Genomic DNA, 24,115 nt, shown 5'->3' with positions numbered 1-24,115 from the left:
ACCGCGATTTTCGGGTCTCGTCGCGAGCCCGCGATTCGTTGCTTCGTGACGGCATTTATGCTGTTGATTTCGGCACGGTGCTGATTTGCGCCAACGACCCGCCGCCATGGCGGGTTTCTGTTTCAGGCGCCATGCACGGCAAGCTCCCCCAACCGGAATACGAATCAGTTTGGGCAGACCAGGTTGCCCCTCGTTAGCGGATCTTTCTGAATCGACGTTCGGGGAAAAACCTTCGATCAGAAACTCGAATTGCCTGATCCGGCCGTTCAGAGGGTCTTTGCACTCCCAGAAATTGTCACTTTTTGCTCGGATCGTCCGCCGGATTGACGTAGGTGATCGCGAACGGCCCGTCGCCATGAACCTGGATAATCGTATCGCTTGTCGTCCACGCGAAGTGATTCATTCCGGCCGGCGCAATCCCGAAGCCGCCGGCAGTCAGTTCGGTGCCTTTCGTCTCGTCGAGCTTATCGCCCATTCCAATATGGAAGTTACCGGAAAGCACCGTTACATATTCCGAGGTGGGGTGATTGTGTGCGGCAATTTTGTAGCCGGCAGGCGTCTTCAACCGCAGCACATAAGCGCCGTCCTTTGAGGGATCTCCAGCCATAACGGCCAGTTCCGCGCCAGCCGGAAGGACAGCAGGAGCAGGCCCCCATTTGATGCTGTCCGCGTTCATCGGCATGTCGTCGGCAAACAGAGGCGCTGTCCCAACAAGCAGCAGCGCCAGAGCAGGGGCGAGCTTGAGCATGACAATCTCTCCATTTGGTTCGTAGGGGACAGCGTCAAAATAGACGCTGAACCACTTACCAATTGGAGCCTACCAAGTCAGCAAGCCCGAACGCATCCTCCGAACGGGGGACGCGCTTTCGCGGTGGCCTGGGAAGCGGCCGTTAAGTATCGTCCCGCTGTTCCCTGTCGCGGCTGTTGAGAAGCTCGACCAGATCGTCGGCCTCTTCGATCGCCATGTCGATCAAGGGGACGCCCACCTCGACAACCGGCAGCCCCGTGAACATATCGATGATGTCCCAGGTGCCTTCAGGTGTCTTCTCAATATCGTAGCGTTGAGCCATGGGGTGGAGGAGAAGATTAGCGCGTTTTACCCGGTCATCGCTCGTTTCGGGATTGCCGAAATGGTTCCCGCCTAGCCTGATCAAGCACCTCAAGCAATGAGGCAAGGGTGCTGGGCAGTCGTGGGTCGACGGCAAGATTTAGCACGTCGTGCAAATGCCGGCGATTATCTTCGGAACGGAGCAATTGCCGTACGGCGTTGGAAACAGACTTCCCTTGTCCTGTGTCAAACTCTGCCATGTCAGGGGTTCCAGTAGCTTCAGTCCGAAACTCAGCCGCGCCGAAATGGTTCCAGCGATCTTGTTTGAATCTCAGCGGGTGATTGGCCCCGCGCTGGACGGGTTGCCGCTGGCCGGGTCGCGGTGCAGCTAGGCTGTGGATTTCGGCACGGCGCTGATTTGCGCCACGGACCTGCCGCCAAGGCGGTTTTGTACCAGTTCCTCTGCACAGAGGATTTGGTTCTTCGACTGACCGTCGCTGACGACCGGCCTGCAACCACCAATCTCCAAGGTCTGCGATTAGCCGGCCCCTGCGACTTCGTCATCCCAGGGCGGAGCAAGGAGCGAAGCGACGCGGCGCAGACCCTGGGATCCATTCCGTTACCTCAGCCGAAGAATGCAACGGCTCAGAACGACGCTTGTATCCGCAACGGCGCCAGCTACCTTTCCACCATGACCGGCTATGCCACCATGACCGCGAGCCGGAAGCGCGGCACGATCTACATCGGCTCGCCATGATCTCGGCCGCATGCCGGAGCACAAATCCGGCGAAGGCTCCCGCTTCACCAGCCGCTACGGCGTGCAGCGGTCTGGTCTGGTACGAAGAACATTTCGGCATTCGCCACGCCATCCAGCGCGAGAAGTCGCTCAAGCGCTGGCCGCGCCAATGGAACATCGACCTGATCGAGACGACCAATCGGGAGTGATTCGAGCTTTTTCGCGGAACCGGGTGGTAGCGTTCGGTTCTGGTCCGCCGGAGCACTGCCGGCGGGTAACGGCGAGGATCCCAGGGTCTGCGCCCCGTCGCTTCGCTCCTTGCTCCGCCCTGGGATGACGAAGTGGAGGGGTGTTTGCAGCGCAGCGACAAAGGCGTGCTTCCAGGATCAGATTTTTCGATGGCAGAAGATGGCTTGACGGCCTTTGGCTGGCGTCTGAAAAGGACTGGCCTGCGGACGTGGCGGAATTGGTAGACGCAAGGGACTTAAAATCCCTCGATCTCTGATCGTACGGGTTCGACTCCCGTCGTCCGCACCATATTGAAATCAAATGATAATCTGGTTTTTTAGGATCTCGCGGATACCCTGGAAAAGTCGACTCTGGATAGCCGTAGGGGTAGCCGGAAGGCAATGAAAAAGCCCGCCGCCGTGAGGCAGCGGGCTTGTTCGACCGCCAGTTCGCAGACGCGGATTATCGCGCATACATCACAGGCGCGTCCGACATCGGCGTTGCTCGCTCATGACGTCGCCTCCGCCGCGGCAAGGCGCCTTACATCGGCAGCGATCGAGAGGAAGGCCTCATTTGACCTCGTGGATCCAGTCGCCTCCCTCGGGCGGCTTCTCGACCAGGGTCGGCAGTAACGGCTCGATAAACTCCAGCCGGTCCCCGGCGCGCTTACTCATCGGAACGCCCCACGCAAAACTCGAATTTGATTTAATAGCGGAGAGCCGTTTCCGTTCCGTTAGCTCTTGCTGAAATGCCAAGCGGAACATTCGTTCGTACTCGCTATTCTGTCGGCAGGAGGAACGAACTCTGGCAGCCAAGCCCCGTCCGCGGTAACATGGGACAGAGGGACATTCTCCAACCCCAGCAAGGGAGGTCCGCCATGAAAGTCAAAGACGCAATGCATAAGGGTGTCGACTGGGTCAGCCCCGAAATCGCTGTAACCGAACTGGCGAAAATGATGCGAGCCCAGGATATCGGGTCGATTCCCATCGGAGAGAACGACCGACTGATCGGAATGGTGACCGACCGCGATATTGTCTGCAAAGGACTGGCGGAGGATGGTTTCGACAGCCGCACCGCAACGGCACGCGATGTCATGACGGCCGGCATTCACTGCTGCCGCGAAGACGACGATCTGGCCAAGGCCGTACGGCACATGGAAGAACTGAAAATCCGCAGGTTGCCGGTGATCAACAAGAATATGCGGATGGTCGGCATCCTTAGCGTCGGCGACGTCAGTCAGTCGGCACCGACGGAACTGGTGTCCGAATACGTCAAGAAGGTTTCCGCCCATCACCACTGAAGGGCGGCTCGCCCGTGCTCTTTTCGAAGACCTTCACTCTGCCGCCGCGCTGGCCACAGCGCGGCGGCAGAAATGTCCCTCAGGCGGAACAAAAAGCCCGCCGGCAGCGGGAGGGTCTACTGGAGTCGCCAGAGTGTGGGACGTCAGATTGCAAACGGCCCGATCCTTGGCTTTTGTTTCAGTGAACATAACGGGATTCTGCTAGTGCTCTGTCCCCGCGCCAATTGTTTCTGGCATGACGCAGCCCCATGTCGCGAACCCTGATTGTCGTTGGTCTCATCATAGTTGCGGTGGGCCTATTGTGGCCGTGGTTGTTACGGATCGGCCTTGGCCGACTGCCTGGTGACATCGTGATCGAGCGTGAGAACTTCACGTTCTATTTTCCGATCGCCACCGGGATCCTGATCAGCATCGTGCTCTCGATTATTCTGTGGCTGGTCAACCGGTAGCGGGAGAACTCGGGGAAGACAGCCCGCCCCCGCTCGGGGTCTTTTCTTAGGATCGATGTGCAGGATTATCTTGGCGGCCTCTCGTCACTCCGGATCGGCTGTCGAGCCGCCTTAGAGGCTGATGGCTGAATGAAAAACCTCGCCGCTCCATTCGCGAAGCGGCGAGGCCCCCATCGCCCCAATGCCGGTCCCAACACCCGGCGTAGCTGACCATGCAATCGCGGTGCCAAGGCGTATTGACCCATTACAGGACGCCTACGTGCCCCGGCTTAGGCGGCATCGGCTAAGATTAGTCCGGCGGGAAATCGTGCGCGGGGCAAGCGTGGCACGGTTCTTGCTCCCGTAGCGTCAGGCATGCCGGGCGCAAAGACCTGTTCCATATCAACACCGGCGTGTGAGGTTGGGACAATGATGTCGCGCAAGCTTCTGTTCGGCCTTCCCGCAGTGTTCTTGGCCGCGGCCCTAGGGCTGGCTCTCTTGTCGTCCGAGACCTCATGGGGATTTCTGACTGCGGCCCAATCCGACTCGGTGTTTTGTTCAAGCGGTCCATCACCCGAGACCGTATCGGCGTCGGCGTCGCGGACTTTGCCATCATGTCCGCCGGCCGACACAAGGTCATAGGGAGCGCCTCGATGGACGCGAGCCCCTGGATGTGGTCGCGCATAGCATTCCTGAAAGGGAAAGTTTGGGTCATGGAACATTGGGCTTTGATCACGCGGTTGGCATCAGCCTTTCGCGAATTCGTTGCACCGCGTTACCGGCCAGAGCTCTACTATATGCGCGGCCCGGGGCCGGCCTCCGCGCGGCGCGTGAGCGCGCGCTGAGCGTGTGTTTCGGCTGGCAGATTTCTCCCTACACCGGCGAAGCGCTTGGCGTCCTGGCGCCCGCCTGTGACCGCGGCGCGTTTTGCCGGTCCCGCCGGCTGATCGAAGCGCGCGAAGTTGCCGGGGCTCGAAGAGTGGCGATAGAGTCAGCGACGCGTTCCGAGCCTAGGCCATTCCCTCAGTCTCGCTCTCCTCATCAAAGGTATCGGCACCCAGCCGGCCGGCAATGACCAACCAATCTCGCACGATCGTTTGCAACACTTCAGGCCGCGACAGCTTCAACTGCGCTGCCAACAAGTCGATCGCCTCGTCAACCTCGGCTTCCAAGGCAAAGCCCGAGGTGTTCCTCAGCCGCAAGGCTGCGTTCATCAACATGACTTGCAGGTCCGCGCGCGAGACCTCCGAAATATGCGCGGCAGCATCCTCGAGTCTCTCGGCGAACGCCCGGTGGGTCATGGGTCCAACCCTATTGTGTAAGCTATTGTGATCGACCTCTCTGCGAAAACAGCTCGGCAGTGATTTCGTCCCTGTCCCCATTATGCTTGGCGATCAAAGCCAGCGCTTCCTGGCGGCCAATGTTGCCGAGCTTCATGAGGTACGGAACCTCAAACGTTCTCTTGTTGAGGCGCCATTCTGGCACGCACCGTGTTGCTGCTTTTCGCGCTGTTGTTCCATCTTGACGCATCATTTTGACTCCTCTTCCTGATATGATGATGCAGTCGCAAATTCCGTGCCTCGTCCCGCGTCGGAGGGGTATTCGAGGGCGTGGTTGTGGTGCCGGCGCGCTTGCTCCCACGCTCGTCATTGCCAGTAGCGATCTGGAGTTCTAATCGTCCTCTCACGCGGCTTCGGATGGACCAAACAGGGCCGATCAGACCTTTGCCTCAGCATCTAAGACCTTGGCCTAGCAGCTTAGGTAGGAGCGTTCGCCAGCGCGCGACTCTGCCGGCTGCTGCTTTGCTCGCCATTCCTGCCAGGCGCGCTCTGCGGCTTGCCTGTGGCCCGCTGGCATAGGTTCCCAATCCGCCGGCGCCTTCCTCATACACCATTGAGCCGTTCTGTAACCCCAGTGCTCGATCCCGACGAGCTCGGATCCGTCTAGGATTCAGCGTGTGATGGGGTAGTCGATGCCAGGAGAAAGACAGCCATCGAGGTCGCGCCGAACAACTTCGACAAGTTTTTGACAATCATGGATCTGCTCCCCTCCAGTTGCATCTCAGCCCGTTACTGAAAGGAATTAAAGCCCTCACACCCGGATCGGGTTCAGCTTCAGATGCTGGATCAGGATGATCGTCTTGGCGTCGATGATGCGGCCGTCGTAAATGCCGGCCAGTGCTTCGTCCAGCGGCATTTCCAGGACCTCGATGTCTTCGCCTTCGTCCGGCGCGCCGCCGCCGTCGGAGATGCGGTCGGTCGGCGAATAGCGCGCGACGAAGAACCAGAGCCGCTCGGTCACGCTGCCAGGGCTCATATAAGGCGAATACAGCCGTTCGACGTCCTTCAGGTGGTAGCCGAGTTCCTCTTCCGCCTCCTTGCGGATGCAGGTTTCGGGGTCGTGTTCATCGAGCAGGCCGGCGCATGCCTCGATCAGCGGCTCGCGGTGGCCGGTGACGTAAGCTGGGTAGCGGAACTGCCGCACGAGCAGAACCGTCGAGCGCTCGGGGTCGTAAGGCAGGATCACCGCGCCGTCGCCGCGATCGTAGGTCTGGCGGATCTGCGTCTCCCATTGCCCGTCACGCCGGCGATAATCGAGGACGGTCTTTTTCAGGACGGCCCAGTCGTCGGAAAGGACTTCTTCCGAACGGATGCGAATGCGGTCTTCCATGATGAACTCCGTGCTGCCGCGCGAGGGGTAGTCGCGAATCGGACTTCGCGCAATCCCGATAGCAACGGCAGCCGGGAGGTGACCGGGGCAACCGCTTCAGGTTGCAGGACTTGAGATTGGCGAAGGCCGGCGTGCCGTTCGATCTCCCCCTCGAGTGGGAGATCGGCAGCTTCGCCGACGGCGCCTGCTCCGGATTGGGCGGCATCATTTGCTGAGCAACTGGTCCAGAGCATTCACCGCCTCGTGTATGGCGCAGGCGCAATCCATTGCCTAAATAGCGACAGCCCCTCCCCCGGAGTTTTTTATGACCACATCCCTTTTCCAGCCGATCACGCTTGACGGCCTCACCTTTCCCAACCGCATCGCGGTGGCGCCGATGTGCCAGTATTCCGCCGATGACGGTTCAGCCAGCGACTGGCACCTGTACCACTGGATGAACCTGGCGATGTCCGGCGCCAGCATGGTCACCGTCGAGATGACCGACGTCGAGCGGCGCGGCCGCATCTCGCATGGCTGCCTTGGCCTTTATTCCGACGACAACGAGGCCGCCGCCCGGCGTGCGCTGGATGCCGCCAAGCGCGTCGCCGCGCCCGGCACCAGGTTCGGCACGCAGCTTGCCCATGCCGGCCGCAAGGCCTCCAACCAGAAACCTTGGGAAGGCGGCGGGCCGCTGAAGGCCGATCAGGACCCGTGGCCGATCGTGTCTGCCTCGGCCATCGCCTACGACACCGGCTGGCAGGTGCCGCGGGCGCTGGAGGATGAGGAGATCCTGCAGATCATCGAACGCTTCGCCGAGGCCGCAAGGCGGGCCGAGCGGGCCGGCTTCGATTTCATCGAATTGCACGCGGCACACGGCTATCTGATCTTCCAGTTCCTGTCGCCGCTTTCCAACCAGCGCACCGACCGCTGGGGCGGCTCGCTGGAAAACCGCATGCGTTTTGTCATCGAGATCGCCAAGGCGGTGAGGAAGGCAGTGCCCAAGCTGATGCTTGGGGCGCGCCTGTCGGTCAAGGAATGGGTCGATGGCGGCTTCGATGTCGAGGACGCGATCGAAGTGGCCAAGGCGCTGAAGGCGGCGGGCGTCGCCTATCTCTGCTGCTCGAGCGGCGGCAATTCGCCCCTGCAGAAGCTGCCGACAGGCCGGGGCTACCAGGTGCATCTGGCGGAAGCCGTGCGCAACGGCGCCGGCATCCCGACGCGGGCCGTCGGCCTGATCGACGACCCGAAGCAGGCCGAGACGATCGTTGCCGAGGGCCGTGCCGACATGGTGGCTCTGGCCCGCGCCTTCCTCGCCGATCCGCGCTGGGCGTGGCGCGCCGCGGCCACCTTCGGCGAGACGATCCACCCGGCGCCGCAGCTTGCCCGCTCGGTGACGACGATGCAGCACTGGATGAAGGCGGCGGGGTGACCGCCCCGTTCATGGCTGCGGCCCCACGACTGCGACGCTTGGGACCTTTACGCGGAGGGGCGTGCAACCAAATCGGCCGCTCCGCGTTGGCGGCAATGATGGACAACAAGCCTTTTGAAAAGCCGGTCGTGGTCGAACTTGGCCATGTCGGCAAATACCGTGAGATCCGCAGCACCCAGGAAGCAGCGGAGTGCCTGATGACGGTCTGGCCACTCAATCGTGGTCCTCGGCATCGCGATGCTCTCGACACTTGCCTAAAAGTGCTGGAAGGTTATCGTTCGACAGCGGATGCGCGCCGGGCATTGGTCGAGGCCGCGAAGGAATCGGACGTGCTGGTTCCCGACGAGAGATTGCCCGACGAGAGATTGCCCCAAGGCAAACTGCCCCAAGGCAAACTGCATTGAGCAGACGGAGCTTTTTCCACTGGAGGATTTCATGGCGAAGCTGACCTACAAGATCGTCGAGCATGACGGGGGCTGGGCCTACAAGGTCGGCGAGACATTTTCGGAGACGTTCCCCACCCACGAGGACGCGCTGCGGGCAGCCGAGATCGCCTCGGCCGAACAGCAGGTCGCCGGCACCACGGACGGTATCCAGTACGAGGATGCCGACGGCAAATGGCACGACGAGCTCGCCGACGGCCGGGACCGCCCGCAAACCGAAGTTTCCGACTAGGCTGGTGTCGTTGCTGATGGCTTCTCGCATCTCTGGTTTTAAGAGCTGGGGCTTGACAAGTCATGCTCTTGCTATGATCCCGGACGTGGCGAATTTCAGTTCCGCTGGGAACGCTCACGATCAAGAGCAACAAAGAAGAGTGCTCGCGGCGCAGCCGCTTTACAGGCAGCCTTGGTAGCGCTACCGTTTCATCATCGCGCGTGACCAGGGAGGAACTTGGGAGCTGCCGCGGCCAGTTAGGAAAGCGGTTTCCTTCGAAGACGTCGCAGGAAGCATTCGGGAGGAAATCGATGGCGTCTGTCGCAATTGGCGATGTCTACAAATCATTCGGAACCGTCGAGATTCTGCACGGCGTCAGCGTCGACATAGATGACGGCGAATTCGTCACGCTGGTAGGTCCGTCGGGCTGCGGAAAATCGACCCTTCTCAGGATGATCGCCGGCCTGGAAAAGATTTCGCGCGGCCAGATCGCGATTGGCGAGCGTGTCGTCAACAATGTTGCGCCAAAAGAACGCGACGTCGCCATGGTCTTCCAGAACTACGCGCTCTACCCGCACATGACCGTCGCCGAGAACATGGCGTTCTCGCTCATGCTCAAGGGTGTTTCGAAAGCCGAAAGCGCTGCCAGCGTTAAGCGCGCCGCCGAAATCCTGGGGCTGGTGCCATTGCTGGAGCGCTATCCCCGGCAGCTTTCCGGCGGCCAGCGCCAGCGCGTCGCCATGGGCCGGGCGATCGTGCGTGATCCGGCGGTCTTCCTGTTCGACGAGCCGCTGTCCAATCTCGACGCCAAGCTCAGGGTGCAGATGCGCGCCGAGATCAAGGAACTGCACCAGCGGCTGAAGACCACGACGGTCTATGTCACCCACGACCAGATCGAGGCGATGACCATGGCCGACAAGATCGTGGTCATGCATGACGGCATCGTCGAGCAGATCGGGCCGCCATTGGAACTCTACGACCGGCCGAACAATCTCTTCGTCGCCAGCTTTATCGGCTCGCCCGCCATGAACATGCTGAGGGGCGAAATCGCAACTGATGGCGGCTCACCGTCTTTTCGCGGCTCCGGCGGAATTTCCCTGCCGCTGGCCGCAGTACCTTCGATCGGCAGCGGCGAACAGGTGGTGCTGGGGATACGGCCCGAGCATCTGCAGCTGTCCGATGACCAGGGTATTCCGGTCACCGTCGCGGTGGTCGAGCCGACCGGATCGGAAGTGCAGCTCATCGGCCGGACGGCCGGCGGCGAAGAGATCGTCGCCAATTTCCGCGAGCGCCATTCCTTCACGCCGGGCGAGACCGTACGGCTTACGGCCGAGCCCGGCCTCATCCATCTTTTTCATGGCGAAACCGGGCAGCGCTTCGACATGCGCACCCGGCAGTAAGAACCACGGCAAGGACATAAACAGGAGGAGACGAGCATGAAATTCACCAGACGTGACGTGATCCGCACGACCGCCGGCGTGGCGGCGGGAGCCTTGGGAAGCCGGTTCGTCGGCTCTTCCGCCTTTGCCCAGGAGGGGTTGACATACAAGCCCGAGGACGGCGCAAAGCTGCGGATGCTGCGCTGGTCGCCCTTCGTACAGGGCGATGAGGATCAATGGCTGGCCAACACCAAGCGGTTCACCGAGGCGACAGGCGTCGAGGTCCGCGTCGACAAGGAAAGCTGGGAGGACATCCGCCCCAAGGCGGCGGTCGCCGCCAATGTCGGCTCCGGCCCAGATCTCATGTTGGTCTGGTTCGACGACCCGCATCAGTACCCCGACAAGCTGCACGACGTGACGGAACTGGGTGAGTATCTCGGCACGAAATACGGCGGCTGGCACGACGGACCAAAGCAATATGCGACGCGGGAGGGGAAATTCCTCGGCCTGCCCCTGGCCACCATCGGCAATGCCATCGTCTATCGGGAAAGCTGGGTGAAGGAGGCTGGCTTCTCGGAGTTTCCGAAGGACACGGCGAGCTTCCTCGAGCTTTGCAAGGCGTTGCAGGCGAAGGGCCATCCGGCCGGTTTCACGCACGGCCATGGCGTCGGCGACGGCAACAACTATGCTCACTGGCTGCTGTGGAGCCATGGCGGCCAGATGGTCGACGAGAGCGGAAAGGTGACGATCAACAGCCCCGAGACGCTCAAGGCGATCGAATACGCGCAGGAACTCTACAAGACCTTTATCCCCGGCACCGAAAGCTGGCTCGACGTGAACAACAACCGCGCCTTCCTGGCCGGCGAACTCAGCGTCATCGCCAACGGCATTTCCGTGTATAACACGGCCAAGACCAACAAGGACAATGATCCGAAACTGGCTGAAATCGCCAAGGACATGCGCACGACCAGCCTGCCGATCGGTCCTGTCGGAAAATCCGTCGAGCTGTTCCAGGTGACCACGGCCGTGATCTTCGACTACACGCCCTACCCCAACGCGGCCAAGGCCTATCTGCAGTTCATGTTCGAGGAACAGCAAATGGCAGAGTGGATCACCTCCTCGGCCGGCTATTGCTGCCAGACACTCAAAGCCTTCGAGAACAATCCTGTGTGGACGGCCGACCCGAACAACGCCGCTTACGCCAAAGCCTCGGCGACGCTGCGTCCCAACGGTTATGCCGGGCCGCTCGGCTACGCTTCGGCGGCGACCATGGCCGACTATGTCCTGGTCGACATGTTCGCCAAGGCGGTGACCGGCCAGGCGACGGCGCAGGAGGCGATGGAAGAGGCGGAGAAACGCGCCAACCGGTACTATCGCGTTTGATCACAGCCGAGCCGGGCAGCCGCGACCGCGCTGCCCGGTCTGGTTCCTGAAATCGTGTGGCGGCCACTCAGGCCACCATGCCAGCAGACTTATGAGGAGCCGTCCTATGGCCGTGTCGTCCGCTGCCGTTCAGCCGCGTCCGTCGATCCTGTCGCGGAGCCTGTCGCTCCTGGCCGACAGTCGGAACGCGCTTGGCTTCGGCTTCATGCTGCCGGCGGCAGCGCTGCTGCTGGTCTTCCTCACCTATCCGCTGGGGCTCGGCATCTGGCTCGGCTTCACGGATGCCCGAATCGGCCGCCCCGGTATCTTCATAGGCATCGAAAACTACCAATATTTGTCGGATGACGCGGTCTTCTGGCTCTCCGTCTTCAACACCTTGCTCTACACGATAAGCGCCTCGATCCTGAAGTTCGCGCTCGGCCTCTGGCTGGCGCTTATCCTCAATCAGAACCTTCCCTTCAAATCGTTCTTCCGCGCGATCGTCCTTCTGCCGTGGGTGGTGCCGACGGTGCTGTCGGCCATCGCCTTCTGGTGGATATACGATTCGCAGTTCTCCATCCTGTCCTGGGCGCTTATGGAAATGGGCCTGATCGACCATCGGATCAATTTCCTCGGCGATCCGGTGAACGCGCGCGCTTCGGTCATCGCCGCCAATATCTGGCGCGGCATCCCGTTCGTGGCGATCACGCTGCTGGCCGGCTTGCAGACGATTCCGCAGTCGCTTTATGAGGCCGCCACGCTCGACGGCGCCAGCCGCTGGCAACTGTTCCGTTTTGTGACGCTGCCGCTGCTGACGCCGATCATCGCCATCACCATGACGTTCTCGGTGCTGTTCACCTTCACCGATTTCCAGCTGATCTATGTGCTGACCCGCGGCGGACCGGTCAATGCCACCCATTTGATGGCGACATTGTCGTTTCAGCGCGGCATTTCGGGAGGCCAGCTTGGCGAGGGCGCCGCCATCGCGGTCGCCATGATCCCGTTCCTGCTTGCGGCGATCCTGTTCAGCTATTTCGGCCTGCAACGCCGCAAATGGCAGCAAGGCGGCGGAGACTGACATGGCCACGATAAAAAAAACGAAACGTCCGGAACTCGACGAAGGCGGCATGGGCTACCTTCAGAGCCTGCCGCGGCGCGTGGTGACGGTCTATCTGCCGTTACTGGTGTTCGTCATCGTGCTGTTGTTCCCGTTCTACTGGATGACGATCACGGCGATTAAGCCCAATCTCGAGATGACCGACTACGCCAATTTCAATCCGTTATGGGTCGTGCATCCGACATTCGAGCACATCCGCTATCTCTTGTTCGACACGTCCTATCCGGGCTGGCTGCTCAACACGATCATCATCTCAACTGCCGCCACTTTCCTGTCGCTGCTGGCTGCGGTGTTCGCGGCCTATGCGATCGAACGGTTGAGGTTTTCGGGGGCGCGGCAGGTCGGGCTCGCGATCTTCCTCGCCTATCTCGTGCCGCCGTCGATCCTGTTCATCCCGCTGTCGGTGATGGTGTTCAACCTTGGGCTCTACGACACACCCTTCGCGCTCATTCTTACTTACCCGACTTTCCTGGTACCCTTCTGCACGTGGCTGCTGATGGGTTACTTCCGCTCCATCCCGTTCGAACTGGAAGAATGCGCGCTCATTGACGGGGCGAGCCGGTGGCAGATCCTCACCAAGATCGTGCTGCCGCTGTCGGTGCCCGGCCTGATTTCCGCCGGCATATTCGCATTCACCCTGTCATGGAACGAATTCATCTATGCCCTGACGTTCATCCAGTCGTCCGAAAACAAGACTGTGCCGGTCGGGGTGCTCACGGAGCTTGTCCGCTCCGACGTCTATGAATGGGGAGCGCTGATGGCCGGAGCCCTGATCGGCTCGCTGCCGGTGGTCGTGCTTTATTCGTTCTTTGTCGAGCACTACGTTTCCTCGATGACCGGTGCGGTGAAGGAATAGCGCCTGCCGCACTCGGCGCTCGACCGGCCAATTGTCGAAGTCGGCGCCGCCCCTCATCCGCCTGCCGGCACCTTCTCCCCGTATAGTGACGGGGAGAAGGGCTGGCCGCGGCCTCGGCACCCATTCTGCAACGCTGGAGATTGGCGAAATCCTTTGCGAAGGCGTCTTTCTCCTCGTCACTATACGGGGAGAAATGCCCGGCAGGGCAATGAGGGGCGGCGCCGACCTGATGCGATTCTGCTGCAGCAGCGTTATCAATCCGGGCATTGCCGCCAACCATCCGCCGCGTTATCTCAACTGACCTTTTTGCCGGAGCCTCCCATGCCTGAAATCGTCACCGCCGCCATGCTGGTCATCGGCGACGAGATTCTGTCCGGCCGCACCAAGGACAAGAATATCGGCCACCTCGCCGATATCATGACGGTGATCGGCATCGACCTGAAGGAGGTGCGCATCGTTCCCGACGAGGAAGACGAGATCGTCGCCGCAGTAAATGCCCTGCGTGCCCGCTATACCTACGTCTTCACGACCGGCGGCATCGGTCCGACGCATGACGACATCACCGCGGATGCCATTGCCAAGGCCTTCGGCGTGCCTTGCGAATACGACGCCAAGGCCCATGCCATGCTGGAAGCGAGCTACGCCGCGCGCGGCATCGAATATACCGAGGCGCGCAAGCGCATGGCGCGGATGCCGCGCGGTGCCGACCATATCGACAATCCTGTGTCCATCGCGCCCGGCTTCCGCATCGGCAACGTCCATGTCATGGCCGGCGTGCCGGCGATTTTCCAGGCCATGCTCGACAATGTGGTGCCGACGCTGAAGGCCGGCACCAAAATGCTGTCGGCCACGGTGCACTGTCCGTTCGGCGAAGGCCTGGTCGGCGGACCGCTGGGTGACATCCAGAGGGCGCATCCGGATACGATTATCGGCTCCTACCCGAAATATGGCGACGGCAAGTTCTGGACCGAGCTGGTCGTTCGTGCCCGCAGCCAGGACGCGCTGGACGCCGCCCGCGCCGATGTCGAGGCGATGGTCGCAGGCCTCACCAGCGCGGCCAGCTGATCTAAAGCGCATCGCGTCTGAAAGGATTCATTCGACGCGCTTTAGGTTCTTGTTTTTATGCATGTCGTTATCCCAACCGCTGCGCACCCTCGGTTCAAGCCCGAGGGCATGCCTTTGGGCGACATGCATTAGCCGGAACCAAGCGTGGTGCTGTAACGTTTCATGCGGGCGAGTTTCGATCGCCGTAAAATGAGGGGTTACCATGCGATTCAAGACCATCGTCGCCATACTGCAGAACGAACAGGACGCGGCGCGCGTGCTCGAATGCGCCATTCCGCTTGCCGACAGGTTCGAGAGCCATCTCATCGGCATTCATGCCGAAGCGCTTCCCGTCCCCTACACCTCGGCGACCGGCTTTCCCGACACCGAATTCCTGCAGGTTTCGGCCGACATGAATAAGGAGCGCGCCGAAAAATTGCGGGCGGTTTTCCTCAGGCACATCGAGGATTCCGGCCTGTCCTTCGAGTGGCGCAGCCTCGAGAGCTTTTCCGGAGACAGCGCGCTGACCGGCATCCCAACCGTCCGCACTGCGGACCTGATCATCGCCGCGCAGCGCGAGTCGGGCGGCGATCCGAGCGCCGATGTCGACACGCTGGTCTATGACGCCGGCCGGCCGGTGCTGGTCGTGCCGCACTCAGGCCCACTCATCACCAGCTTCAAGCACGTGCTGCTTGCCTGGAACGGCAGCAAGGAAGCCGCGCGCGCCGCCTTCGACGCCCTGCCCTTCATCACCGAGGCCGAGAAGACCGATATTGTCGTCATCGACCCGCCGGATACGCTCGACGAGGCCCCTGAGGCGGCCGGCGCCGAAATCGCCGCCGCCCTGTCCAGGCACGGCGCCACCGTCAGCGTCTCGGTGCTGCAATCGGGCGGCCACTCGGTCGACGAGGTGATCCAGACCAGGGTCGCCGAAACCGGCGCCGACCTGCTCGTACTTGGCGCCTACAGCCATTCCTGGCTGCGCCAGCTGCTGTTCGGCGGGGTCACCCGCACGGTGCTGCGCACCCTGCCCGTGGCAGCTTTCCTGTCACGGTAAGTCCACAAGGACCAGGTCCACAGGGATCGCCTGCCGCCGCCCTTGCCAAGGCCAAGGCTTTCCAGTTAATTCCGCACGCATTCCTTCAAGTGTCTGCGCGCGGTTTTTCGCGCGCTGCGGAGTGCGCAGAAAAATGTCCCTTCCCGAAAAGGCCTTTCCCGTTTCCTGGGATCAGTTCCACCGCGACGCGCGTGCACTCGCCTGGCGGCTTGCCGGCGCCAACAAAGGCCAATGGAAAGCGATCGTCTGCATCACGCGCGGCGGCCTGGTTCCGGCCGCTATCATCTCGCGTGAACTCGGCATCCGGGTTATTGAGACGGTTTGCGTCGCCTCCTATCACGACTACGCCAGCCAGGGGCAGCTGCAGGTGCTGAAGGAGGTCACGCCGGCACTGCTCGCCGATGACGGCGCCGGCGTGCTGATCATCGACGACCTCACCGACACCGGCAAGACCGCGGGCATCGTGCGCGCCATGATGCCCAAGGCGCATTTCGCCACCGTCTACGCCAAGCCGAAAGGCAGGCCGCTGGTCGACACCTTCGTCACTGAAGTCAGCCAGGACACCTGGATCTATTTTCCGTGGGATATGGGCTTCACCTACCAGAAGCCGATCGCTGACGACCACGCCGGCTGATTCGCGCAAGCCGTTCCTTCGGAGAGCACCGGCGAGCACTTCTTGAAAGAGCGCCGCAGCGCACGATATTTCCTGAATCGACGCCTGGTGGCGTGGTTAACCCGTTCGTATGAGGTTTTTTACTTTTATTGCTTATGATTAGCCGTAAGATTCACGAGACGGCAAGTGATTCTGGAGGCTGGGGCAAGCTTCTCCGATGTTGACGAGGCCAGTAACGCACAACCATTTGGCCGAAAGGGTCCAGCGGCTCTTCGGCACAGCGCCGTGCCGCCTGCAGGTTGCAGCATTGCCCTGGCGCGATACCGGGCATGGCGTCGAGATCATGCTGATCACCAGCCGCGATACCGGCCGCTGGGTGCTTCCCAAGGGCTGGCCTGAGGCCAAGGAACTGCTTTGCGAAGCGGCGGCGCGCGAGGCCAGCGAGGAAGCCGGACTGCGCGGCACGGTCTCCCACCACGAAGCCGGCCGCTACTTCTATGCCAAGGGATTGGCTTCCGGCGAGGAAGTGCCTTGCGAAGTCCTGGTATTCCCGCTGCAGGTCGACAAGATCGCCGACCGATGGAAGGAAAAGCGGTCGCGCACCCGTAAATGGGTCAGCCCCGCCGAGGCCGTGCGCATGGTCAACGAGCCGGACCTTGGCCAGATCATCGCCTATTTCTGTGCCGACCCGCACCAGTTCTCCTGAGCAAGCATAGGCGCACCGGCCAAAGCCGCGCACCTGCCGCGCATCACCGGCGATGTTGTTTGGCGAAGAGAATCGATTTGGCCACTCCAGCTTTGGCATGCGTTGTCGCGGCCGATTGCCCGCGCGTGGGCAAATCGAAATTCCCTGGGCCACTTTCTATCCCCGTTATCCACATATGTGACACACAAGATGTTGGGGTCACAAAAGCGGCACAAACGAATCCTTGACGGCGCAAAACGAGTCGCCTTTTATAGGCGATGCGCTCCTGTTGAGAGTGCGACCGGAAAGTTCTGAGCCCGGTCTTTTTCCCGGATTATGTGCGTTTTGGCCGCATTTCCGCCTGTTTACGAGGCCGGCGGAAGCGTTGGGATTGTGGGGTCTTTGGGGACGAAAGGGAAAAGTGTCGGACTGGAATAAATTGTCTGTTAACACTATATTTAGTGTTTGCAGGTAGGTTCGGCGCTAGATAGTGTGAGCTTCCCTCGATTGAGGGAATCGAAAAAACTTCAGTTTTGAGGGACCCGCAGGGTTCGCCAGCGCGTTGGACGGCTACTTCGCAAGGAGTTCGACCAGCAGGGCGGGCGGAGCCTGTGAAAAGGAGCCGGCCGTTTTCGAACGCCGGCAGACGGCGGACATGCGCGTTTCGCAATGGGGCAGAAATCCCCCGGGAAATGCGCTATATGTAGACACACAAAGGGATAGGACCAATGCGCATCGAGCGTCGTTTCACCAAGCAAGGGCAGTCGGCTTATGCGGAGATCGAATTCCGCAAGGCGCTTTCGGAGATCAAGAATCCGGATGGCTCGGTGGTGTTCCGCTTGGACAACATCGATGTGCCGGCGCAGTTCAGCCAGGTTGCCGCCGACATCCTGGCGCAGAAATACTTCCGCAAGGCCGGTGTGCCGGCGCGGCTGAAGAGGGTCGAGGAGAATGACGTCCCCTCCTTCTTGTGGCGCTCCGTCGCCGACGAGGCCGAACTGGCAAAACTGCCCGAGGCTGAGCGCTACGGCTCCGAGATCGACGCCCGCCAGGTCTTCGACCGCCTCGCCGGCACTTGGACCTATTGGGGCTGGAAGGGCGGCTACTTCAAGTCGGAGGAAGACGCGCGCGCCTTCCGCGACGAGCTCGCCTATATGCTGGCCACCCAGCGCGTCGCGCCGAACTCGCCGCAATGGTTCAACACCGGCCTGCACTGGGCCTATGGCATCGACGGCCCGAGCCAGGGCCATTTCTATGTCGACCCGTTCACCGGCAAGCTGACCAAGTCGAAATCTTCCTACGAGCATCCGCAGCCGCATGCCTGCTTCATCCAGGGCGTGCAGGACGATCTCGTCAACGAAGGCGGCATCATGGACCTGTGGGTGCGTGAAGCGCGCCTGTTCAAATACGGCTCCGGCACCGGCTCCAATTTCTCGTTCCTGCGCGGCGAAGGCGAAAAACTGTCCGGCGGCGGCCGCTCGTCCGGCCTGATGAGCTTCCTCAAGATCGGCGACCGCGCGGCGGGCGCCATCAAGTCGGGCGGCACGACGCGCCGCGCCGCAAAGATGGTCATCGTCGACGCCGACCATCCCGATATCGAGGAATTCATCGACTGGAAGGTCAATGAGGAGCAGAAGGTCGCCTCGCTGGTCACCGGCTCGAAGATCGTGAAGAAGCACCTCGAAGCGATCATGAAGGCCTGCATCAACTGCGAAGGCCAGGACGACGATTGCTTCGACCCGGCGATCAACACCGCGCTGAAGCGCGAGATCAAGGCAGCCAAGAAGGACGGCGTGCCGGAGAACTACATCTACCGCGTCATCCAGTTCGCCAAGCAGGGCTACACCTCGATGTCGTTCAAGACCTACGACACCGACTGGGATTCGGACGCCTACCTCACCGTTTCGGGCCAGAACTCCAACAATTCGGTCTCGCTGAAAGACGATTTCCTGCGCGCCGTCGAAGAGGATGCCGACTGGCACCTCACCGCCCGCAAGGACGGCAAGGTGCTGAAGACGCTGAAGGCCCGGGATTTGTGGGAAAAGATCGGCTATGCCGCCTGGGCGTCGGCCGATCCGGGCCTGCACTTCAACACGACGATGAACGACTGGCACACCTGCGCCGCGGCCGGCGCGATCCGGGCGTCTAACCCGTGCTCGGAATACATGTTCCTCGACGACACCGCCTGCAATCTGGCGTCGATCAATCTGCTGCCCTATCGCAACGCGGACGGCAGCATCGATATCGCCGCCTACGAGCACACGGTTCGGCTGTGGACCATGGTGCTGGAAATTTCCGTCATGATGGCGCAGTTCCCGTCGAAGGAGATCGCCAAGCTCTCCTACGAATACCGCACGCTCGGCCTCGGCTACGCCAATATTGGCGGCCTGCTGATGACATCAGGCATTCCCTATGATTCCGACGAGGGCCGCGCCATCTGCGCAGCACTCACCGCTGTTATGACCGGCACGGCCTATGCCACCTCGGCCGAAATGGCCGCCGAGCTCGGCGCCTTCCCCGATTACGACCGCAATGCGCAGAACATGCTGCGCGTCATGCGCAACCATCGCCGCGCTGCCTATGGCGACAAGGACGGCTACGAGAAACTCGCCGTCAACCCGGTGCCGCTGGTCGCCTCCGACCTGAAGCAGCCGGAGCTTGCCGCCCATGCCAAGGCTGCCTGGGATCGTGCCATCGAGCTCGGCGAAGAGCATGGCTACCGCAATGCGCAGGCGACCGTGATCGCGCCGACCGGCACGATCGGCCTGGTCATGGATTGCGACACCACCGGCATCGAGCCCGACTTCGCGCTGGTGAAATTCAAGAAGCTGGCCGGCGGCGGCTACTTCAAGATCATCAATCGCGCTGTCCCGGAAGCGCTGCGCACGCTCGGCTATTCGGAAAGCCAGATCGCCGAGATCGAGGCCTATGCGGTCGGCCACGGCAATCTGAACCAGGCGCCAGCCATCAACCCCGGCTCGCTTAGGGCAAAGGGTTTTACCGACGACAAGATCGCGGCACTCAACGCAGCGTTGAAATCGGCCTTCGACATCAAGTTCGTCTTCAACCAGTGGACGCTTGGTGCCGACTGGGTGAAGGAGACGTTTGGCTTCACCGACGAGCAGCTCAACGATTTCTCGTTCGAGATGCTGCCGGCGCTGGGCTTCTCGAAGAAGGACATCGAGGCCGCCAACATCCATGTCTGCGGTGCGATGACGCTGGAAGGCGCGCCGTTCCTGAAGGCTGAACATCTGCCGGTGTTCGATTGCGCCAGCCCGTGCGGCAAGATCGGTAAGCGTTCGCTGTCGATCAATAGCCACATCCAGATGATGGCGGCGGCCCAGCCCTTCATCTCCGGCGCCATTTCCAAGACCATCAACATGCCGAACGACGCGACGGTGGAAGACGCCAAGGGCGCCTACATGCTGTCGTGGAAGCTGGCGCTGAAAGCCAACGCGCTCTATCGCGACGGCTCGAAACTCTCGCAGCCGCTCAACGCCTCGCTGCTCGCCGACGTCGAGGACGACGAGGACGATGCCGTCGAACAGCTGATCGCGGCGCCGGCTTCACAGCGCGCCGTGCAGGTGACTGAAAAGATCGTCGAACGCGTCGTCGAACGCCTCTATCGCGACCGCGAAAAGCTGCCGAACCGCCGCAAGGGCTATACCCAGAAAGCGGTCGTCGGCGGCCACAAGGTCTATCTGCGCACCGGCGAATTCGATGACGGTCGTCTTGGCGAAATCTTCATCGACATGCACAAGGAAGGTGCCGCCTTCCGGGCGATGATGAACAACTTCGCCATCGCCATCTCGCTCGGCCTGCAGTATGGCGTTCCGCTCGAGGAATATGTCGAAGCCTTCACCTTCACCAAGTTCGAACCTGCCGGCATGGTGCAGGGCAACGACGCCATCAAGAACGCCACGTCGATCCTCGACTATGTGTTCCGCGAACTTGCGGTTTCCTATCTCGAACGCCACGACCTCGCTCATGTCGACCAGTCGGATTTCGACAAGACCGCACTTGGCCGCGGCATCAACGAAGGCAAGGCGACGCCGTTCTCGAAGGGGCTGACGCGCGGCGTCTCGCCGGTCAAACTGGTGTCGGGAATGAGCGCCGACCCTAAGGGGTTTGGCGGTTCAAGTCCCTCTCCCGCCCCCACTCGCTCGGCGCCGACGGCGTTCTCAGGCTCCAATGTGCTGGCGCTGAAGCCGGCCAGCGACGAAGCGATCGCCTATAAGCGTGACTATGAGGAGCGGGCCAGGGAACTGGTCGAGGATATCGTCTACGAGGAAGCCGAAGAGGCTTCGGGCCTGTTCACCGATGCCGCCGCGCAGGAGGCGGCCGAGGCGAAAGCGCTTGCCGCTACAAGGCGTCAGCAATCCTTGATGCAGGGCTACACCGGCAACGAATGCTCGGAATGCCACAATTTTACGATGGTGCGGAACGGCACGTGCGAGAAGTGCGACACCTGCGGCTCGACGAGCGGGTGCAGCTGAGGACCGATGCCACCTCGGCTTACGGTCCGCGAAGTCATTCGCCTGCTGGAAACCGACAGCTGGTATCTGGTTGCAACTAAATGCAGTCATCGCCAATATTAAGCATGAAATCAAAGCCGGCCGCGTCACGGTGGCCGGCAAGCCGTCTGAAGAGGTTGCACCGGGAACACTGAATAGCATCCTCAAGCAGTCCGGTTTAAAGGAGTGATGACATGCGCTACGCGGTGGTGATCGAAAAAGCCGGAAACAATTTTTCCGCGTACGTGCCGGACCTGCCCGGCTGCATCGCGACCGGCGCGTCGGTTCCTGACGTGGAAACCGAAATTCGCGACGCAATACGCTTTCATATCGAAGGCTTGCATGCCGATGGGCTGGATGTGCCCAAAGGGGTCAGCCTGGCGGAATATGTAGAGGTGCCCTAGCTACGCCGCAACCGATGTGCTGCGGCTTGGGTCTTGTGGAAACGGCCGCGGATGCCACCGACGAAACCAGCCGCAGCGAAGACCTGTCTATGTCCCGTCAGGGAAGACGTCGCGCGCTGGCTAAGCGACCGTGCCACGCCCGGCTTCGCGGAAGTGCCCCCTCACCCGGATTGCCAACCAAATTGCGAAGGGCAATTCGGGGCAATCCGACCTCTCCCCAAGGGGAGAGGAGTTCGCCAGCGTTGATGCCAGCCTCTTCTCCCCAGCGGGGAGAAGGTGGCCGTGAAGCGGACGGATGAGGGGGACGCTCCATATAACACCCTCAGTTCACGGCGCTGATGTTGCCCAAGCGTAAAAACAGCGTTTCGCCGGAAGAATCGTCGACGCCGTCATTGTCGGTGGCGACGAAGATATCGCCGTTCTTGTCGATGGTGAAACCTTCGACCTTGTCGATGACATAGCCGTTGGTGGCTGATTTCAGGTCGCCGACGATGTCGCGCACCAGCGTCTTTTCGACCAACGGCAGTTCGCCACCGAGCTTGGCCGGTTTGAAGGCGTCGAGCGCCACCGAATAGATGCGCTTCACCTTGGCCAGGTCGCCAATCTGGTTGTCGCGTTCGAGGATGTAGAGCTTGCCGTCATGCGCGGTGATCTCCGACAGCCCCATCCAGCCAGCTTCGGTCGCTTCGAGCGGATAGCGCACTGCCGACCATTCCTTGGCCTGCGGCTTGTAGGCCAAAAGCTTGACCTGGCCCTTCGGATCGTCGGCCCATTCGCGCTGCACCGCCATCACCAGCGTCAGGTCGTCGCCCTCGCCAATGGTGGTGATGCCTTCGAGGCCGAAGCGGCTCTGATGAGCGAGCAATTCTGTCGGGAAGCCGATTTCCTGCTTGATCTCGCCCTTGCCGTCGACGCGCAGGATGGCGTGCGGGACGAGCTTTGCCGGATCGCCTTCATTGGCCAGCCAGAAGCCGCCTTCACCGTCGGCGACAATGCCTTCGATATCGAGCTTCTGTGCAGGATGGCCGCCACGCGTGACGATGGTCTTGCCGGTGATCAGCGCCGGCGTCTGCGTGGCATCGACCTCGAAGATCGACGGCGCGTTGGCGTAGAACGAGTCCGAGGCTGCGAAGAGCTTGCCGGCGGTGTCGCCTGCCGCGAGCGCCGAAAGCGCACCCCAGCCCAGCGGCGTGCCGTCTGCCGTGAGCTTTGCCGTGATCATCGGGTAAGTGGCGGGACCCTCGGAGCGCTCGTAGACCATCACGTGCGAGCGGGCGAGCCCGTCCTCGACCAGGTCGGCCTCGTTGGCGGTGACCAGGAGATTGCGCGACGGAATCGCCACCAGGCCTTCCGGGCCGATGCCGGACGGCAGGATCTGCACAAACCGAGGCTCCGCACCCGTGTCCTTGTAGACGCCGACAACGGAGCCACGCTCCGAAGCGACGAAAATCAGTCCGTCCTCGCCGAACGTGCCGGTCTCGAGACCTTCCGGCTCGACGCCCTTCTTGTTGCGGTCGTCGGGATAATGGCCGGCATTGGCGACCTCGTACTCGAAGGACGGACCGGATTCGTAGAGAACCTCGCCCTTCTTGCTGAAGATCGTGAAGCCGCGCGAGCCGCCCTTGTAGTCGCCTTCGTTGGCGACGACGAGACGGTCATTGTCGAGCCATTTCACGGCGTCGGGTTCGCGCGCGACGTTTTCCATTTTGCCATCGAAGGACAAGGCGCCGTTCTTCTTGGTGTCGATCTTGTCCAGCGTGACGGAGCCTGCGGAGAAGTGCGTGACGATCGCACCGGTTTCGGCGTTGACGATGGCGATGTGGTTGTTTTCCTGCAGCGTGACCACTATCTCGCCGGCCTCGTTGAAGGCGACGAATTCCGGCTCCGGATCTTCCGCCGCGACTTCGACAATGCCCGCCAGGTTGACGGTCTTCATTGTCGCGCAATCAGGGTGGCCTTCGGCAAGCGTGAAGATCTTGAGGTCGCCCGCCGGCATCTGCGGAATCTCTCCGTCGTTCAGATCCTCGTCGCGCTCGTTCTCGATGGCGATGGCCAGAAACTTGCCGTCCTTGCTGAACGCCAGTGAGTCCGGCTGGCCGCCGAGGTCGCAGGTGCCTTCGATCGCCTTGGAGGCAAGATCGATGACGGTGAGGTTGCCCGAAGGCTTGGCTTTGCTCTGAGACGTGTTGACGCCGGCCAGCACCTTGCCGCCGATGACCACAACCGAGGTCGGCTCGCCGTCGATCTTGGCGATGCCGCCGGCCTTGGGCGCCTTGGGATCGGCGATGTCGATGAAGCCGACCGCACCGAGCGGGCTATCGGAATAAACCAGCGTCATGCCGTCTTCGCTCGCCGTGATGATCTCGGACGAAGTCGGCGTGGTCTTCTCGACGTCCGCCGGGAGGTTTCCGGCGACCGCGAAGCTCGCGACCCGGTTGAACATCATGTCGGCATGGGCCGGCAGCGAAACGGAGGCAGCAAGCGCTGCCGTCAGGACGAAAAGCGCGGAATGGCGGGGCACGGGTGGCGTCTCCTGTTCGAATGGAAGCCACCTGATTTGCGGGAACCACATTTCAAAGCGATGACGGATCGATGACACTTCCGCGACAGGC

Annotated in this window: 22 protein-coding genes, 1 tRNA gene and 1 pseudogene; 18 read left to right on the top strand and 6 right to left on the bottom strand. The window is 61.5% G+C overall.

Annotated elements, in window-relative coordinates; genetic code table 11:
- Positions 1-295 precede the first annotated feature (295 nt).
- Positions 296-748 (bottom strand): cupin domain-containing protein, encoded by a 453-nt coding sequence (locus AC0L14_RS28155; RefSeq protein WP_473751441.1) that lies wholly within the window; start codon positions 746-748, stop codon positions 296-298.
- 142 nt (positions 749-890) lie between these two features.
- Positions 891-1,154, bottom strand: a complete 264-nt coding sequence (locus AC0L14_RS28150; RefSeq protein ID WP_473487957.1) for a hypothetical protein — start codon at positions 1,152-1,154, stop codon at positions 891-893.
- 585 nt (positions 1,155-1,739) lie between these two features.
- Between AC0L14_RS28150 and AC0L14_RS28145 the strand changes: the two are divergent.
- The 4 genes and pseudogenes from AC0L14_RS28145 (at position 1,740) to AC0L14_RS28130 (ending at position 3,761) form a co-directional block, all read left to right on the top strand.
- Positions 1,740-1,993: pseudogene (locus AC0L14_RS28145) on the top strand (GIY-YIG nuclease family protein).
- Positions 1,994-2,235: 242 nt separating this feature from the next.
- Positions 2,236-2,321 (top strand) — tRNA-Leu (locus AC0L14_RS28140).
- Between the two features lie 568 nt (positions 2,322-2,889).
- A complete protein-coding gene (locus AC0L14_RS28135) occupies positions 2,890-3,312 on the top strand; it encodes a CBS domain-containing protein (protein WP_135934866.1) in 423 nt (140 codons plus the stop codon).
- A gap of 248 nt (positions 3,313-3,560) precedes the next feature.
- Positions 3,561-3,761 (top strand): DUF2905 domain-containing protein, encoded by a 201-nt coding sequence (locus AC0L14_RS28130; protein WP_473487956.1) that lies wholly within the window; start codon positions 3,561-3,563, stop codon positions 3,759-3,761.
- 989 nt (positions 3,762-4,750) lie between these two features.
- On the opposite strand, the gene AC0L14_RS28125 is transcribed toward AC0L14_RS28130, so the two are convergent.
- The 3 genes from AC0L14_RS28125 to AC0L14_RS28115 form a co-directional block, all read right to left on the bottom strand.
- A complete protein-coding gene (locus AC0L14_RS28125) occupies positions 4,751-5,041 on the bottom strand; it encodes a hypothetical protein (protein WP_473487955.1) in 291 nt (96 codons plus the stop codon).
- 22 nt (positions 5,042-5,063) lie between these two features.
- Entirely contained in the window at positions 5,064-5,273 is a 210-nt protein-coding gene (locus tag AC0L14_RS28120) for a hypothetical protein (RefSeq protein WP_473487954.1), read from the bottom strand.
- Positions 5,274-5,831: 558 nt separating this feature from the next.
- Entirely contained in the window at positions 5,832-6,410 is a 579-nt protein-coding gene (locus AC0L14_RS28115) for an NUDIX domain-containing protein (RefSeq protein ID WP_473487953.1), read from the bottom strand.
- A 304-nt stretch (positions 6,411-6,714) separates the two neighbouring features.
- Here AC0L14_RS28115 and AC0L14_RS28110 point away from each other — a divergent pair, with 304 nt between their 5' ends.
- From AC0L14_RS28110 to AC0L14_RS28045, 14 genes are all read left to right on the top strand, one after another.
- Positions 6,715-7,818 (top strand): NADH:flavin oxidoreductase/NADH oxidase, encoded by a 1,104-nt coding sequence (locus AC0L14_RS28110; protein WP_473751440.1) that lies wholly within the window; start codon positions 6,715-6,717, stop codon positions 7,816-7,818.
- Complete coding sequence (locus AC0L14_RS28105; protein ID WP_473751439.1) at positions 7,815-8,222, top strand: DUF982 domain-containing protein; 408 nt, start codon at positions 7,815-7,817, stop codon at positions 8,220-8,222. Before AC0L14_RS28110 ends, AC0L14_RS28105 begins: the two co-directional genes overlap by 4 nt.
- A 31-nt stretch (positions 8,223-8,253) precedes the next feature.
- Positions 8,254-8,493 (top strand): DUF2188 domain-containing protein, encoded by a 240-nt coding sequence (locus AC0L14_RS28100; RefSeq protein ID WP_077371423.1) that lies wholly within the window; start codon positions 8,254-8,256, stop codon positions 8,491-8,493.
- Positions 8,494-8,783: 290 nt separating this feature from the next.
- Positions 8,784-9,872, top strand: a complete 1,089-nt coding sequence (locus AC0L14_RS28095; RefSeq protein ID WP_192360645.1) for an ABC transporter ATP-binding protein — start codon at positions 8,784-8,786, stop codon at positions 9,870-9,872.
- Positions 9,873-9,908: 36 nt separating this feature from the next.
- Positions 9,909-11,234 carry an ABC transporter substrate-binding protein gene (locus AC0L14_RS28090; protein WP_123149946.1) on the top strand — a complete coding sequence of 442 codons (1,326 nt, stop codon included), beginning with the start codon at positions 9,909-9,911 and terminating at the stop codon, positions 11,232-11,234.
- Positions 11,235-11,439: 205 nt separating this feature from the next.
- Positions 11,440-12,291: a carbohydrate ABC transporter permease gene (locus tag AC0L14_RS28085; RefSeq protein WP_374120408.1), complete on the top strand. Its 852-nt coding sequence runs from the start codon at positions 11,440-11,442 to the stop codon at positions 12,289-12,291.
- Position 12,292: 1 nt separating this feature from the next.
- Entirely contained in the window at positions 12,293-13,186 is an 894-nt protein-coding gene (locus tag AC0L14_RS28080) for a carbohydrate ABC transporter permease (RefSeq protein ID WP_095491989.1), read from the top strand.
- 321 nt (positions 13,187-13,507) lie between these two features.
- Positions 13,508-14,251, top strand: coding sequence for a competence/damage-inducible protein A (locus AC0L14_RS28075; RefSeq protein ID WP_473487951.1), 744 nt, complete (start codon positions 13,508-13,510; stop codon positions 14,249-14,251).
- A 202-nt stretch (positions 14,252-14,453) separates the two neighbouring features.
- Positions 14,454-15,287, top strand: a complete 834-nt coding sequence (locus tag AC0L14_RS28070; RefSeq protein ID WP_473751438.1) for a universal stress protein — start codon at positions 14,454-14,456, stop codon at positions 15,285-15,287.
- Between the two features lie 133 nt (positions 15,288-15,420).
- The gene (gene gpt, locus AC0L14_RS28065; protein WP_023798205.1) at positions 15,421-15,921 is read left to right on the top strand and encodes a xanthine phosphoribosyltransferase; all 501 of its coding nucleotides are present in this window, start codon (positions 15,421-15,423) and stop codon (positions 15,919-15,921) included.
- A gap of 196 nt (positions 15,922-16,117) precedes the next feature.
- Positions 16,118-16,606: an NUDIX hydrolase gene (locus AC0L14_RS28060; protein ID WP_473751437.1), complete on the top strand. Its 489-nt coding sequence runs from the start codon at positions 16,118-16,120 to the stop codon at positions 16,604-16,606.
- Between the two features lie 707 nt (positions 16,607-17,313).
- The gene (locus AC0L14_RS28055) at positions 17,314-21,081 is read left to right on the top strand and encodes a vitamin B12-dependent ribonucleotide reductase (protein ID WP_473528245.1); all 3,768 of its coding nucleotides are present in this window, start codon (positions 17,314-17,316) and stop codon (positions 21,079-21,081) included.
- A 130-nt stretch (positions 21,082-21,211) separates the two neighbouring features.
- Positions 21,212-21,289, top strand: a complete 78-nt coding sequence (locus AC0L14_RS28050; protein ID WP_245265364.1) for a type II toxin-antitoxin system HicA family toxin — start codon at positions 21,212-21,214, stop codon at positions 21,287-21,289.
- 4 nt (positions 21,290-21,293) lie between these two features.
- Positions 21,294-21,503 (top strand): type II toxin-antitoxin system HicB family antitoxin, encoded by a 210-nt coding sequence (locus AC0L14_RS28045; protein WP_473487947.1) that lies wholly within the window; start codon positions 21,294-21,296, stop codon positions 21,501-21,503.
- Positions 21,504-21,825: 322 nt separating this feature from the next.
- On the opposite strand, the gene AC0L14_RS28040 is transcribed toward AC0L14_RS28045, so the two are convergent.
- Entirely contained in the window at positions 21,826-24,024 is a 2,199-nt protein-coding gene (locus AC0L14_RS28040) for an esterase-like activity of phytase family protein (RefSeq protein ID WP_473751436.1), read from the bottom strand.
- Positions 24,025-24,115 lie beyond the last annotated feature (91 nt).

The organism is Mesorhizobium sp. WSM4841, assembly GCF_055811515.1.
The sequence above is the reverse complement of the archived record's forward strand: the minus strand, read 5'-3'. Positions and strand labels throughout refer to the sequence as shown.

Bases quoted from the DNA above. Each gene is read 5' to 3' on its own strand.
- AC0L14_RS28155 (WP_473751441.1), bottom strand. From the start codon at position 748: ATGCTCAAGCTCGCCCCTGCTCTGGCGCTGCTGCTTGTTGGGACAGCG.
- AC0L14_RS28135 (WP_135934866.1), top strand. From the start codon at position 2,890: ATGAAAGTCAAAGACGCAATGCATAAGGGTGTCGACTGGGTCAGCCCC.
- AC0L14_RS28130 (WP_473487956.1), top strand. From the start codon at position 3,561: ATGTCGCGAACCCTGATTGTCGTTGGTCTCATCATAGTTGCGGTGGGC.
- AC0L14_RS28125 (WP_473487955.1), bottom strand. From the start codon at position 5,041: ATGACCCACCGGGCGTTCGCCGAGAGACTCGAGGATGCTGCCGCGCAT.
- AC0L14_RS28120 (WP_473487954.1), bottom strand. From the start codon at position 5,273: ATGATGCGTCAAGATGGAACAACAGCGCGAAAAGCAGCAACACGGTGC.
- AC0L14_RS28115 (WP_473487953.1), bottom strand. From the start codon at position 6,410: ATGGAAGACCGCATTCGCATCCGTTCGGAAGAAGTCCTTTCCGACGAC.
- AC0L14_RS28110 (WP_473751440.1), top strand. From the start codon at position 6,715: ATGACCACATCCCTTTTCCAGCCGATCACGCTTGACGGCCTCACCTTT.
- AC0L14_RS28100 (WP_077371423.1), top strand. From the start codon at position 8,254: ATGGCGAAGCTGACCTACAAGATCGTCGAGCATGACGGGGGCTGGGCC.
- AC0L14_RS28095 (WP_192360645.1), top strand. From the start codon at position 8,784: ATGGCGTCTGTCGCAATTGGCGATGTCTACAAATCATTCGGAACCGTC.
- AC0L14_RS28090 (WP_123149946.1), top strand. From the start codon at position 9,909: ATGAAATTCACCAGACGTGACGTGATCCGCACGACCGCCGGCGTGGCG.
- AC0L14_RS28085 (WP_374120408.1), top strand. From the start codon at position 11,440: ATGCTGCCGGCGGCAGCGCTGCTGCTGGTCTTCCTCACCTATCCGCTG.
- AC0L14_RS28080 (WP_095491989.1), top strand. From the start codon at position 12,293: ATGGCCACGATAAAAAAAACGAAACGTCCGGAACTCGACGAAGGCGGC.
- AC0L14_RS28075 (WP_473487951.1), top strand. From the start codon at position 13,508: ATGCCTGAAATCGTCACCGCCGCCATGCTGGTCATCGGCGACGAGATT.
- AC0L14_RS28070 (WP_473751438.1), top strand. From the start codon at position 14,454: ATGCGATTCAAGACCATCGTCGCCATACTGCAGAACGAACAGGACGCG.
- gpt (WP_023798205.1), top strand. From the start codon at position 15,421: ATGTCCCTTCCCGAAAAGGCCTTTCCCGTTTCCTGGGATCAGTTCCAC.
- AC0L14_RS28060 (WP_473751437.1), top strand. From the start codon at position 16,118: ATGTTGACGAGGCCAGTAACGCACAACCATTTGGCCGAAAGGGTCCAG.
- AC0L14_RS28055 (WP_473528245.1), top strand. From the start codon at position 17,314: ATGCGCATCGAGCGTCGTTTCACCAAGCAAGGGCAGTCGGCTTATGCG.
- AC0L14_RS28045 (WP_473487947.1), top strand. From the start codon at position 21,294: ATGCGCTACGCGGTGGTGATCGAAAAAGCCGGAAACAATTTTTCCGCG.